This is a genomic window from Ramlibacter sp. MAHUQ-53, from assembly GCF_052600055.1.
In genome coordinates, this window is record NZ_JBQWTS010000009.1 from 186,952 (window position 1) to 199,421 (window position 12,470).

Annotated in this window: 16 protein-coding genes; 5 read left to right on the plus strand and 11 right to left on the minus strand. The window is 67.6% G+C overall.

Annotated features, from left to right (window positions below; all coding sequences use genetic code 11):
* The first annotated feature begins 37 nt into the window (after positions 1–37).
* The gene (locus ACT80S_RS14820; RefSeq protein ID WP_377417145.1) at positions 38–976 is read left to right on the plus strand and encodes an SDR family oxidoreductase; all 939 of its coding nucleotides are present in this window, start codon (positions 38–40) and stop codon (positions 974–976) included.
* On the opposite strand, the gene ACT80S_RS14825 is transcribed toward ACT80S_RS14820, so the two are convergent.
* Entirely contained in the window at positions 891–2,555 is a 1,665-nt protein-coding gene (locus tag ACT80S_RS14825) for a hypothetical protein (protein ID WP_377417148.1), read from the minus strand. The two genes, ACT80S_RS14820 and ACT80S_RS14825, sit on opposite strands and share 86 nt — an antisense overlap.
* Before the next feature lie 306 nt (positions 2,556–2,861).
* Positions 2,862–3,311 (minus strand): ATP-binding protein, encoded by a 450-nt coding sequence (locus ACT80S_RS14830; RefSeq protein ID WP_377417151.1) that lies wholly within the window; start codon positions 3,309–3,311, stop codon positions 2,862–2,864.
* Positions 3,312–3,465: 154 nt separating this feature from the next.
* Between ACT80S_RS14830 and ACT80S_RS14835 the strand changes: the two genes are divergently transcribed.
* Both ACT80S_RS14835 and ACT80S_RS14840 read left to right on the plus strand, forming a co-directional pair.
* Positions 3,466–4,668, plus strand: coding sequence for a PP2C family protein-serine/threonine phosphatase (locus ACT80S_RS14835; protein WP_377417154.1), 1,203 nt, complete (start codon positions 3,466–3,468; stop codon positions 4,666–4,668).
* A 67-nt stretch (positions 4,669–4,735) separates the two neighbouring features.
* On the plus strand, positions 4,736–5,206 hold the full coding sequence (locus ACT80S_RS14840; RefSeq protein WP_377417157.1) for a type III secretion system chaperone: 471 nt from the start codon (positions 4,736–4,738) through the stop codon (positions 5,204–5,206).
* Between the two features lie 14 nt (positions 5,207–5,220).
* On the opposite strand, the gene ACT80S_RS14845 is transcribed toward ACT80S_RS14840, so the two are convergent.
* The 3 genes from ACT80S_RS14845 to sctD are packed head-to-tail and all read right to left on the minus strand — an operon-like array spanning position 5,221 to position 7,077.
* A complete protein-coding gene (locus ACT80S_RS14845; RefSeq protein WP_377417161.1) occupies positions 5,221–5,460 on the minus strand; it encodes an EscF/YscF/HrpA family type III secretion system needle major subunit in 240 nt (79 codons plus the stop codon).
* 40 nt (positions 5,461–5,500) lie between these two features.
* Positions 5,501–5,716: a hypothetical protein gene (locus tag ACT80S_RS14850; RefSeq protein ID WP_377417163.1), complete on the minus strand. Its 216-nt coding sequence runs from the start codon at positions 5,714–5,716 to the stop codon at positions 5,501–5,503.
* 11 nt (positions 5,717–5,727) lie between these two features.
* Complete coding sequence (sctD, locus tag ACT80S_RS14855; RefSeq protein WP_377417166.1) at positions 5,728–7,077, minus strand: type III secretion system inner membrane ring subunit SctD; 1,350 nt, start codon at positions 7,075–7,077, stop codon at positions 5,728–5,730.
* Positions 7,078–7,151: 74 nt separating this feature from the next.
* On the opposite strand from sctD, the gene ACT80S_RS14860 reads away from it, so the two are divergent.
* Positions 7,152–7,484 (plus strand): STAS domain-containing protein, encoded by a 333-nt coding sequence (locus ACT80S_RS14860; protein ID WP_377417168.1) that lies wholly within the window; start codon positions 7,152–7,154, stop codon positions 7,482–7,484.
* Positions 7,485–7,495: 11 nt separating this feature from the next.
* Here ACT80S_RS14860 and sctV read toward each other — a convergent pair whose 3' ends face one another.
* The 6 genes from sctV to ACT80S_RS14890 are packed head-to-tail and all read right to left on the minus strand — an operon-like array spanning position 7,496 to position 11,944.
* Positions 7,496–9,598 carry a type III secretion system export apparatus subunit SctV gene (gene sctV, locus ACT80S_RS14865; protein ID WP_377417171.1) on the minus strand — a complete coding sequence of 701 codons (2,103 nt, stop codon included), beginning with the start codon at positions 9,596–9,598 and terminating at the stop codon, positions 7,496–7,498.
* 7 nt (positions 9,599–9,605) lie between these two features.
* Positions 9,606–9,947: a tetratricopeptide repeat protein gene (locus tag ACT80S_RS14870; RefSeq protein ID WP_377417174.1), complete on the minus strand. Its 342-nt coding sequence runs from the start codon at positions 9,945–9,947 to the stop codon at positions 9,606–9,608.
* A 7-nt stretch (positions 9,948–9,954) separates the two neighbouring features.
* Positions 9,955–10,362 carry a hypothetical protein gene (locus tag ACT80S_RS14875; protein ID WP_377417177.1) on the minus strand — a complete coding sequence of 136 codons (408 nt, stop codon included), beginning with the start codon at positions 10,360–10,362 and terminating at the stop codon, positions 9,955–9,957.
* A 15-nt stretch (positions 10,363–10,377) separates the two neighbouring features.
* Entirely contained in the window at positions 10,378–10,779 is a 402-nt protein-coding gene (locus ACT80S_RS14880) for a hypothetical protein (RefSeq protein WP_377417179.1), read from the minus strand.
* Positions 10,780–10,782: 3 nt separating this feature from the next.
* Positions 10,783–11,079 carry a TyeA family type III secretion system gatekeeper subunit gene (locus tag ACT80S_RS14885; protein ID WP_377417182.1) on the minus strand — a complete coding sequence of 99 codons (297 nt, stop codon included), beginning with the start codon at positions 11,077–11,079 and terminating at the stop codon, positions 10,783–10,785.
* A gap of 1 nt (position 11,080) precedes the next feature.
* Positions 11,081–11,944 (minus strand): HrpJ domain-containing protein, encoded by an 864-nt coding sequence (locus ACT80S_RS14890; RefSeq protein WP_377417185.1) that lies wholly within the window; start codon positions 11,942–11,944, stop codon positions 11,081–11,083.
* A 220-nt stretch (positions 11,945–12,164) separates the two neighbouring features.
* On the opposite strand from ACT80S_RS14890, the gene ACT80S_RS14895 reads away from it, so the two are divergent.
* A complete protein-coding gene (locus tag ACT80S_RS14895) occupies positions 12,165–12,458 on the plus strand; it encodes a hypothetical protein (RefSeq protein ID WP_377417188.1) in 294 nt (97 codons plus the stop codon).
* Positions 12,459–12,470: the final 12 nt, after the last annotated feature.

Consider the following 12,470-nt stretch of genomic DNA (forward strand, 5'->3'; position numbering starts at 1 on the left):
GGTATCCTCGTTTTCTTCGATATCAAACCCACGAATTTTGCCTTCAAACCAGACCCCCCTCGGCGCGCTGCCGGCCCGTTTCCGGCGCGAGCGCCTGCTGGTCGTCGGCTGCGGCGACGTCGGGCTGCGGGTCGCCCGCGCCCAGGCCGGCCGCGCGCGCCTGCTGGCCCTGAGTTCCTCGCCCGCACGCGCGCCCCTGCTGCGGGCCGCGGGCATCACACCGCTGGCCGGCAACCTCGACCAGCCTGCCACCCTCGCGCGGCTCGCAGGGCTGGCCACCCGCGTCGTCCACCTCGCGCCGCCCCCGTCGGAGGCGGGCGGCCAGTGGTGGCGGGACCCGCGGACCCAGGCCCTGCTGCGCGCGTTGCGCCGGCGCACGCCGCCGCGGTCCCTGGCCTACGGCTCCACCAGCGGCGTGTACGGCGATTGCGGCGGCGAGCGGGTCGACGAGAGCCGCCCCGTCGCGCCCTCCACCCCGCGCGCCCAGCGGCGGGCCGATGCGGAGGCGCTGGTGCGCCATTTCGGCCGCGCCGCTGGGGTGCGGTCGAACATCCTGCGTATCCCCGGCATCTATGCCGTCGACCGCGAGGGCGGAACGCCGCGTGAGCGACTGCAGCGGGGCACGCCGGTGCTGCGGGCCGAGGACGACGTCTACACCAATCACATCCACGCCGACGACCTCGCCCGCGCCATGCTCGCGGCGCTATGGCACGGCGCACCGCAGCGGGTCTACAACGCCAGCGACGACACCGAGCTCAAGATGGGCGACTACTTCGACCTGGCGGCCGACCTGTACGGCCTTCCGCGGCCGCCTCGGCTGGCGCGCAGCACGGCGCAGTCGCAGCTGCCGCTGGTGCTTCTGAGCTTCATGAGCGAGTCGCGCCGCCTGGTCAATCGGCGGATGAAGCAGGAGCTTCGGCTTCGCCTGCGCTATCCGCAGGTGGCGGCCGGCCTGCTGGGGCGCCCGGCGTACTGAGGGGCGATTCGAGGGGCGAGCCGAGCGCCTCCTCGGCCAGGCGCAGGCCGATCCACGCCGACAGCGAGGGCGCCCCCGCCGCCTCGAGGTCGGCCTGGAGCTGCCGCAGACGGTCCTCGCGCACCTGGGGCGGCGCCTCCAGCAGCCAGGACCGGGCCTGCGTCAGGGCCAGTCCCGCCACGCGTTGATCGACGAACGCCCGGGCCGGCACCTGCAACGCCTGGGGCAGCCGGGGCAGCACCTCGCGCTCGACGCGCAGGCGCTGCTCGACGAGGTCCGCCAAGGCCTCCGGAGGCACCAAGGCCACCGGGGTGGCCGTCTGGGCCGATGCGGCCTCCGGCGTTTTGCCGTCGTCCCGTGGCGCCATGAACGGCTCGCGCAACAGCGCCCGGAGGCCTTCGCGCAGGGCAGCGCGACCGGGGGGTAGGGTGAGTCGGTGATGGTCCCGATCCCAGGCCAGGCGGTCGGCGCTGCGGGCGAGCCGTTCGGCGAGTCGCGCCTGCAGCCGCTCGCGCCAGTCCTGCGCCGAGTGTTCGAGCGCTTGCGCGAACTCCGGCCCCAGCGAGGTCATCGTCCTCATGCGATCGACCAGCGCCTGGTGGGCCCTGCCGAACGGCGCGGCCTCGTCGCCCATCCAGCCATGCGGCTGTGTCGCCAGCAGCGCGTCGAGCGCCTCGAGCTGCCCAGAGGCCCGGTGCAGGCGCGCCAGGGCGGTGCCTTCTTCACGGTTGAACAGGTCGGCGCGCGCCGACAGCCAGGCCGCCTGCTCCAGGGCCAGGAGCGGGTTGTCCTCGACCAGTCGCCGGTGCAGCCTGTCCATGGCGGCGCGCACGCCGCAACGCATTGCTCCCTGTAGCCGCAGCGTCATCGCGTCGAACCCGGGGTCCTGCGGGTCTCCATGGGCGGCGAACCAGGCGAGGCTGCGCGGGGTCGACCCGCGCAGCGCCGTACCGAGGATCGAGTCCGCCAGGAGCCGCAGGTCGTCCGCGTGCGCGTGCGGGTGCCGCAGGCGGCGCAAGGCTGCGGTGGCCTGGTCCAGTCGTTCGGCCTCTTCGACCAGTCGCAACACGGCGATGAACTCGGGCGTCGCCTCGACCGGCAGCTCCAGCCCGCCGGCGGCAACCGGGGGGAGGCCGCACCCTCCGCCTTCCTCGAGGTATCCCGTGCCGGGGTGCAGGGACGCGCCGCTCGCGGCCGCCGCCCGGCGCTCGACCTCTCGGCCGAGCGCCTGTACCACGCCCTGGCCGAAGGTCCGCCCGATGCGGGCCAGGGCGCGTTCCTCGAGGTCATCGAACACCGACCAGGAGCCCGGCATGACCCATGTCCAGGCCGCACCGTCCTGCAGTCGCTCCACGGCCGTCATGAGCGCGATGGCGCGCTGGCGCTGCCACTGGGGCTGTGCGGCGCCGGCCGCTCCCCCTGGGCTGGCCCGCACCAGGGCGTCCGCCTGGACCTCGGCCAACACCTGTGCCATTTCCTGCTGCCAGGCCTGCAACCGCGCACTTGCCACCACCAGGCCCACGGCCCAGGCGCCCAGGATCGCGCCGACCGCGGTCTGGACCCGCACGGAAGGTTTCAAGGGGGGGGCGCCTCGAGAGCGTTCAGCAGCGTCCTGACGGGCCATGTCTGCCATCGCCATAGCAACTGCGAAACAGCCAACAACGCCAGCGCCACGATCGCATAGGGGACCCACCGGTGCAGGCTGGGCGCGATGCGCCTGCAGGGGGGGCAGGAAAGCCGCGGATGCATGGTCGTCGCGCGAGGAGCGCGGGGTCGTCGCGCCAGAAGCGACGCTAGCGCGGTCGAACCGGCGCCGTGTCGGCTGGCGCCGGTGATGCCTGTGGGCGGGCGGATGCGCCGCGTGCCGCCACGCGGCTCGCGGACCTCAGGCGACGCGCTTGGCGTACCTCAGCACGTTGGCCGGCCGGCCCTGCGCATCGAGGGACTCGTAGGCGAGGGCATCGGCGGTTCGGCGCACGAACAGCAGCCCGAGGCCGCCGATTTCCCGCTCCTCGAGATCCAGGCTGATGTCCGGCTCGTCGACCTCGAGCGGATTGAAATGCGGGGCGTGGTCGGTCAGCGTCACCTGCACCTGACCATCGACCAGCATGGCCTCGATGGCGACATCGCCGTCCGGATCGTCCCGGTAGCCGTGCATGACCACATTCGCGAACAGTTCGTCGAGTATCAGCACGACGCCCTGCATGGCACGGGCGGACACGCCCTGGGTCTCGCCCCAGGCCGTCAGCGACCTTGCGAGCGCATCGAACTCGCCGACCCGGCTGCGCAGGTCTCGCCGGAACGGTGCGCTGGGCGGAAGCGTGCTTGCGTTCATCTGGACGCCGTGTGAAAGGTCACAGTCGATCGATGTTAACCTGATGGTTCGCGTTTTGGCGCGAACGTGATGGTCTTGGCGCGAGTGGCTTGCGGGGAGGAACACCACATGAGTGATGGCGATGTCGTCTAGGGTTCGAACCGCGCCCCCCTTCGTGCTCGCCTGGGCTGGCCTGTGGATCGTATTCGCGGTGGCCCTCTGGCATCGTGACCGGCTTCCGTGGATGTCGCCGGAGCTGGCCTCTGCAGGGGCCAGCCTCCTCCTTGCGGCGCTTGGTTTGGGCCTGTCCTCGGTACGCAACGAGCTGCTGCGGATGCACGCCCTGAGCGAACCCTGCGATGCGCCGCGCATGCTCCAGGCCGGATCGATCCACCAGCAGTTGAGGCTCCTTGCCGACAGCCTCGACGCCGATGTCCGCTCCGACATTCTCCGTGCCCTCGAGGTCGTTCCGGGGGTAGCTGGGTCCGCCGCTGCCGGCGAGGACTCGCTGGCTGAACTCACCCGCATCCTCGCCCGAATGACCGGGCTCCTGAGCATCCAGCACGGCCGGCTGGTGGGGCTGCTGCGCGAACTCCACCAAGCCATGGCACACCAGACCGTACTGGCCGGCCTCCAGCAGGAGCTGGAGATCGCGCGCCACATGCAGCAGTCCATCCTGCCGCGTCACCCGCCGCCGGCGCGGGATGTCGAGGTCAACGCACTCATGGTGCCCGCCCGCGAGGTCGGCGGCGACTTCTACGACTACTTCATGATCGACGATGACCACCTCGCGCTCGTCGTTGCCGACGTGTCGGGCAAGGGCATCCCGGCCGCCTTTTTCATGGCGATCTCGCGCACGCTGTTCAAGAGCAATGCGATGTTCCTGCGTGAGCCCGCGCAGGTGGTGGCCCGACTCAACGACCAGCTGTGCGCCGAGAACGAGCAGATGATGTTCGTCACCGCCTTCTTCGCCGTGCTGGACCTGCGCAGCGGCGCGCTCGACTTTGTCAATGCCGGCCACAACCCACCGGTCATCCGCGATCGCTGCGCCGGGGTGTCCATGCTTCCTCGCAACCAGAACGCGGCGCTCGCCATCTTCGACGAGGTCGACTTCCTGTCGGGGCATGTGCAACTGCGTGCCGGGGACACCCTGCTGCTCTACACGGACGGCATCACCGAGGCGCATGACCCGGGAGGCGGCATGTTCGGCGAGGACCGGCTTCTCGACACCGTGATGGCCCATGGCGGCGTGGGCGACCTGCCGCAGGCCCTGCTGCGCCAGGTCCGGCGATTCGAGGGCGGGACGGCGCAGGCCGACGACATCACCTGCGTGTCGTTGCGCTATGTGCCTGGGGAGCGGGGACTGGCCTGCGCATGACATCTCGTCTTCACAAGCCACGTCGCGGCGGCTAAGCTGGACCATGTCGGCCGTTTCGGGGAACGCAATGAACGCAGCAGACCTTCTCCAGAACCTCGGGCGCGGGGTGAACCTTCCCGGCTTCACCTTCGACGCCAACGGGTGTGCGCGTCTGCTCGTCGACGGCAAGATCGCAGTCAACTTCGAGCACGATGCCGCCAACGACTGCCTGCAGATCTACAGCACGCTGGGGACCGTGCCGAGCGAGGGTCGCGAAGCCGTCTTCCTGCAGCTGCTTGAAGGCAATCTCTTTGGCGCACGGACCGCGGGTGCCACGCTCGCGGTCGACACCCTCTACAACGAAATCGTCTTGTGCCGTTCGGTGCCCCTCGAGGGTGCGGACCCGGCATCATTCGCGGACTTGGTGGCCCGCTTCATTTCGGCCGTCGAGGAATGGGGCGTACTCCTCGAGGCGCCAGCAGGCGCGCCCGCCGTCCAGGGGCAGCCAGACCCGGATCGGGGCGAACCACGCGTGCAGGCCCACTTCATGCGGGTCTGAGTGCGCAGGCGCCCTCAGTTCATCTTCGAGATCACGCCCTGCATCGCGTCCTTGAAGTCCTTGACCAGCGTGCTGTGGATCTGCACCAGCATGGTCCACCGGGTCATCTCCTGCTGCATCAGCATCATTTCGCCGGTACTCGGGTTCTCGCCGAGGCCCTCGATCCGGGTCAACAGTTTCGTCTCTGCGCTGTTGTAGACCGGCGTGAGCGTGGTGTTGAGGGACTCCATGCTGATCGAATTGCTTGCTGCCATCTTGACCTCCTGGGTGATGAGCGTTTCCTGGATGGTGGGATCAACGGTGCTTGCCCGTCGAGGGCCAGCGTTCGAGAACCTCGCGTGCGGCGAGGGTGGCATCGAGCAGCGCATTCGCAGTCGCAAATTCGCCCGCCGGAAGGCCGGCGTTGATCCGCGTGCGAAGGCGCTGCTCGATATGGTCCAGGGTCTGCTCTGACGCCCGGCGAACCTGGTCGCCCTGATGTCCCGCCAGTTGTCCTTCGAGTTCGGTCATGTGCTCCATCGTCATCGCTCCATGCTGACCCTGCGCCCGCCGACGCCTTCGAACACCACCGCGCGGGCCTGGATCTCGACCAGCGTCCATCCATCCGCATCGCCGCCTGGAATCACCTTGCGCCCATCGACCAGCACCACATAGGGCAGGGGTCCTCCCATGACGCTTCTTAGCGCGGGCTGTGGCGGGCCGGGCCGTGCTCGGGGCGGCTGGCGAAGCGTCATCGTCGCGCGCAGCGGCAGGTTGTGCGTGCCTACGAGCCGGGCTAGCGCAACCTCCCATGCACGGACCCTGCTCTCGTCGAGGCTGACGCTCAGGCGCGCCGCGCCTTCGTCCCACCTCCCGGCGACGTCGTCGAAGCCGGCGTTGCGCAGGTCTTCGACGAGGCTCGTGGTGGCCTCCGGCGATGTCACCAAATGCCACTCGAATTCGCGCGCCTGGGCGAACGCTTGCTTGAGGTCCGACTGGATCTCTCGCCGCAGGCCGTCATCTGCCACCCGCCCGGCCACCGCGAAGCGACCGTCCCCGAGGTAGCGGACCCTCAGCCCAGGCGCCTTTTCGCGGGCCATGCGGGACACGAATTCCGCGACCGCGGCGGCCAGCTCCTGGTCGGATGTGATCTCGAGCGCGGGCCTTGGCGACAGCCGTGACAACGCGATGGCCAGTACCTCCGCCTCCTCGTCCGAGATGCCCACGGCCCGTACGACCGAAATCATGCCGGGACGGGTCTCGACCCGCACGCGATGGGCCATCCCGAGCTGGCGGATCACCCGGTCCAGGGTAGCGGCCTGGGTTGGCGGCGCGGCATCCAGGGCGGGCACGGGCGTCTGCGCGACGGGGACCGCCAGCCGCATCCGCCAGTTCCATGCACCGATGGTGAGCAGAACCGCGAGCATCACCGCGCCTCCGAGGGCCGCCCGACGGTGCCAGTTCGACGCAGTCTTCGGTCTGCGGCGAGCGCCAGGAGCGCCCAGGGCCGACGGCGCGACCGCTCCCGGTTCGATGCCGGCATGGGGCGCTTCGTCCGCGTGGGGGCCGGTGGCGCCCGTGCCTGTCCTCACGGGGGTTCGCAGCGGCATGTCGGTACGCCACGGTGCGCCGGCTTCGTCGATGGCGATCTGCACCGGTCCGATGTCCGCGCCTTCACCGGCCGCGATACGCAGCGGGGTGACGGCCTCGTCCTCCCATCGCAGGACGATCCCGCCATCCGGATCGCGCTCGATCCGAAGGTGCCTCCCCTGCACGCCCTCGTCGCTCAGGATCAGGTCGCAATCGCTGGCGCTCCCCAGGACCTGGGGGCCCTCGGACAGCAGCGCCCGCGCACCGGCGTGGGTGCCAGTCAGCACTCGCAGTTCGAGCATGCGGTCTCTGTCCATGGGTATGTTTTTAGCAATAAATGACTAAAATAAAAACCTTCTTTTTAAGGTTGCGAGCGATGAACCTCCATCAGGAAACACGCGGTGACATCACCATCCTGCGTCCCGTGGGCCGCCTCGACAGCGCCACCTCCCCCGAGCTCGAACGCGTCGTCCTCGAGCGCATAGAAGCCGGGTGCACCCGGCTCGTCTTCGACCTCTCCGACATGGATTACGTCAGCTCCGCGGGCCTTCGCGTGATCCTCCTGGCAGGCAAGAAGCTGCGCGCGGCGCAGGGCCGGCTGGCCCTGTCCGGCATGCGCGACATGGTCCGCGACGTCTTCGAGATGAGCGGGTTCCTGAAGTTGTTCGTCGTCACGCCCGGCATCGATACCGCGCTTGCCAGCGTCTGAGGCCCGCGGACTCATAGTTCCACCCTGGCCAGCGGCTGGATGTTGATGTCCTGGGTCAGTTCCTGGTAACTGAGGACCGGCAACTCGTACAGGTCCTGCTCGATCATCTTTCGCAGGTAACGGCGGATGTCCATGGATGTCAGGAGCACAGGCTTCTGGACGCCTGCCGACAGGTCGCCCACCGTCTTCTTGATGTTCTCGACCAGCCGCTTGCTGGTCGCTGGCTCCAGCGCCAGATAGCTGCCGGCGCTGGTCTGCCGGATCGCGCCACGCAGCACGTCCTCGACGTTGGGCGCCAGCAGGTAGGCCGGAAGCAAGTTCTGCCCACTCGAGTACTTGTGGCTGATGTGCCGCTTGAGCGTGGACCGCACGTACTCGGTCAGGAGCACCGAGTCCTTTTCCTTCTGCCCCCATTCGATCAGGGCCTCGAGGATCGTCCTGAGATTTCGAACCGAGATGTCCTCGGACACCAGCCGCTGCAGGATCTCGGCGATCTTCTGGATCGGCAGGACCCGAGTCGCTTCGCGAACGAGGTCCGGGAACTTCGCCTCCATCGCGGACAGCAGGAATTTGGTCTCCTGGATGCCGAGGAAGTCCCCCGAATACCGCTTGAGGACGAATGCAAGGTGGTAGGTGAGGATCTGGCCCGGATCCATGAACGCGATCCCGGCTTTTGCCATCGATTCCTTCAGTGAAGTGGTGACCCACAGGGTCGGGATGTTCGGAAGGAACTTCTTGTCCGTCTCGTAAGGCACCTGCAGTGCGTCGAGGTTGTGGGTGGCCTCCCGCACCAGGAGGTGGTCCGGGCGCAGCTTGCCCTGGGAGACCGGGACCTCGGCCAGCATGATGTTGTAAGTCTCCGGAGCAAGGCTGTCGTTGAACTGCAACTGGATGCCGGGGAACGGTACGCCAAGGTCGAAATAGAGGGCCCTGCGGATCTTGAGCAGTTCGTCATTGAGCATCTGGGGGTCGAAGCTCGCGCGAAGGTGCGAGGCCACGTCCATCAGGAGGGGAACGGTCGGGGCGAACTCCTCGCCTGCGTCGGGCTTGGTCTTCTTGTCGGTCTCGCCGGCGGCCTGCATGGCCGGTACTTCGGTCACCTGACCGGTCCGGGCGTCGACCACTTTGCGGGTTCCCCGTATGAGGGTGAATCCGACGCCGCCAAGGACGCCGGCCAGGGCCAGGAAGGTGAGCGTTGGCATGCCCGGGATCAACCCCATGCCCAGCGCCACCGCGGAGGCGATCACCAGCGCCTTCGGCTGCGCGAGGACCTGTGCCCCGATATCGCGCCCCACGTTCGATGGACCTTCGTCACCCTGGACCCGCGTCACGATCATGCCGGCGCAGATGGCGATGAACAGTGCCGGAATCTGCGCGATCAATCCATCGCCGATCGTGAGGATGGAGTAGGTCTTGACCGCCTCGCCGGCGGTCATCCCGCGCTGCATCGTTCCAATCAGGATCCCCCCGAGCAGGTTGACCGCCACGATGATCAGTCCTGCAATGGCGTCGCCCTTGACGAACTTCATCGCGCCGTCCATGGCGCCATAGAGCTGGCTCTCCTTTTCCACCACACGGCGGCGGCGCTTGGCCTCTTCCATGTCGATCGTCCCGGCGCGCATGTCGCCGTCGATCGACATCTGCTTTCCCGGCATGGCGTCCAGTGAAAAGCGCGCAGCGACCTCGGCCACCCGCTCGGCGCCCTTGGTGATCACCACGAACTGCACGATGGTGAGGATCAGGAAGACGACGAGACCTACGACGAGGTTGCCGCCGACGACGAAGTTCCCGAAGGTGAAGATGATGTGTCCGGCGTCCCCCTGGAGCAGGATCAGCCGCGTGGTGGCGATCGAGATCCCGAGGCGGAACAATGTGGTGACCAGCAGGACGGAGGGAAAGCTGGAGAAGGCCAGCGGGGAGGGGAGGTACATCGCCACCATCAGAAGCATGGCCGAGACGGTCATGTTCACCCCGATCAGCACGTCCACCAGCCAGGTCGGGAGTGGCAGGATCATCATGAAGATGATGGCCACCAGCATGAAGGCGAGGACGAGGTCGTTGCGGCTCGTGGCAAGAAGAACGACCCGCTGGAGTTGGGCTTGCAAGGCTTGCATAGTGGCCTCAGGGTTCGGGGACTGGCGGGACAGACTTGCGCTGGGCGAGGAACGCCTGCATCGCCGCGTGCGCCTCGTCAGACCGGTCCAGCGCCAGCAGGGCCTGGGACCGCAGAAGGTGGAAGACTGCGTCGCCCCCGCCAGCGATGGCTAGGCGGTCCAGGGTCTCCAGCGCTTGTCCGGCCTTGCCGGCCCTCAGCAGGCTCACGGCGAGGCTTCTCAGGACCTGGGGTTGCTCGGGCTCCATCACGTCCAATGCGGAAAGAAGGATCGCCGCCTTCTCTGGCCGTGCGTTTTGCAGGAGGACATGGGCGAGCATCCGGAGGAGTGAGCGTTCGTCCTTGTCCATGTGGGTTTCAGCCTTGGTAGAGCGTGGACAGGTACATCTGTGCCAGGTCGCGGAGCTCGTCCTCCTCTGCGAGCAGCCCGGCAGCCCGGGCCAGCGCGCGGGCATTCCTCGACCGCGGATCCTTTTCCTTCTCCGACCGGCGCCTCAATGTCGCCAAGGTGTTCTTGAGGACACCCCTGAACCGGGCCGGAAGAAGGAGTTCCGGGTCCTCGATATCGGGCGTGATGGCGTCCTCGACGAGGCTGTCCAGCGTCGGACGTGCCAGCAACCTTTCAAGTTGCGGCCGACTGGCCTGGTCGGCGGGGATCAGGTGGTGCCGGTCAGGAAGTCCCTGCGCACCCTCGTTGCGCCGGAAGGTGATCTGGTCGATCCCGCGCTCGAAGAAAGGACCGGAACCGATTCGGAAGTCGCTCATGGCGCCACCGTTGCCTCAGCGGCTCCCGCCGGCCGAAACTTCATCTAGCCACCGGCCCAGGTGATCCGTGGCGTGCACCAGGGCCTGCGGCGTGAAGGTCCGGTGGGGCAGCCGTACCAGCGCAATCAGCATGGCATCCGGTCCGGTGCCCCTCGAGGCGACCTGGATCGGCATCGAGCCGCCATGGTCGACGTGGGCCTTCGTCATCGCGATGCGCAGCAGGGGCGCGAGCTGGTGACCGACGGGGCGGCCCATGTAGACCAGGATTTCATCCTCGTCGAGCCTGTGGGTCGGCTCGACGGCCAGGATGCTGCCGGAGGCGAAGGTCAGCTGGACCGATTCTTCCGGCCCCAGCTCCAGGGAATCGATGCCGATGTGTCGGCCGAAATCAGCAACGGTGTCGCGGATCCACGTCATGGCCTACTCCTCTTGTTCTTCGTCTTCCTGCTCGATCGCATGGTCGAGAGCATCTTGGACAGCGTTGAGGATCGCCTGGCGCGCGTCCATGTCCGGAAAGACCTGGACCGGGATATCGCGCATCAAGGCCTTGATTCCGGTCAGGAACACGATGCGCTGCTGCGTCTGGCTAGCGCCAAAGCGGTCGGCGATCGCAGAAAAGCGGCTGGCGCTCACCCACTTCTCGCCCGTGATCGCGACCAGTTCCTTCATCAACTCGAATGCCTGCGCCTGCACGTCGGCATCGGAGGCGGGGAGCATCTCAGGCTCCCCTGGCGGCGCTCTCGAATGTCCGGACGAGCAACTCCTCGCAACCGGCCTTGACCGTGTTCATGACCTTGAGGTCGTTCAAGGTCGTGTTGACGGCTTGGAGGTGCTCCTTCTCCGGGGCGGAGCAACAGATCGCCAGCTGCCGGCCCGTAGCGGCAATCAGGGCGTCGAATCCGGACTCCAGCTTCGAGCCGGTCCGGTCGCCGGCCAATTGCCGCACGACCAGGTCGAGCGTACCGGCGACGCTCATGCGGCGAGCGGCGAGAACGTCGAAGCTCGCCTGGAAGGTCGAAATCTCCTTCGCGGTCTCGCCGTAGCTGACGGCGGCATCGATCGTATTGAGGCGGGTCTCGATCTCCTTGCCGTAGGTATCGGCCAGGTTTTCGAGCGCGGCCTCGATCCGCGCCATGACGTCCGGGGGGGCGTTGCGTGCCTTTCCCTCCAGGCGAGTCATTTCGAGCAGGGCATATTGCTCCGTCGGGTTTCCCGGGGCTTGCCGGCCCGCTTGTTCATGTGCCTGCCGAGCGCCGGTCTGCAGGCATTGCCGCGTGAATTGCTCTTGACGTGCCTTGTCGTCGAGGGACCGAGCCTTTTCAAGGTACTCCTGGCACTTTTCAATCGACAGCGTCATGGGGCGCTTGCCCGCCTTGACCTGGCGTGCACCGAGGGACTTCTGGCCCACCTTGTCGGCCAACTCGCGGCTCGTTTCCTCCGCTGCGTCCGCCAGCATCCGCGCCGGGTCCTTCGCTACGCAAGCGTCGCCACGCAGGGAGCCGGAGGGCGTGGACGCCTGCTGGCTGAAGCCGGGACCTGACGGGATCGGGCCAAAGGCGTTGCTGTCGACACGGGGGTGCATGCTGGCTCCTGGGTGAGGCGGTCGTGAGGCGGGATGGCGGGTGGCGAGGGCCGTGCTGGCCGGTAGTAACACGGCCTCCGGCGTGGTTCCTTTGACGATCGTCCGTAGATTGGCCGGAACCGAATCCAAGCCCCGGTTACTGATGCTCCGACCTGCCGTGATGGCATCGCAGCTCACGCGGGGCCGAGGCAGAACAAGACCACTTGCATGGAGACGATCCGTGGACGAATCCGACGACCGCATCGCGAGGATCCTGGCCGAAGCCGACGCCCTACTGGAGCGTGTTCGCGAGGACCGTGATCGAACCAACCGCCTGCTCGAGGACAGCGGCATCGATCTCGCCAAGCTGGCGCGCGTCATGGACAGGCTCGATCCGCTCGACCGAGAGAGCGTGAAACGCATGGTTCGAGAGGAGCAGCAGCGTGCAGACGAAGAACTCGAGAGAGTGATGGCTTCCGCGGATGGAGGCGCCCCTGCTAGGCGCTCCATACGCAGGAATCGCCAGTTGGTCTGACCCCTCGGGTCC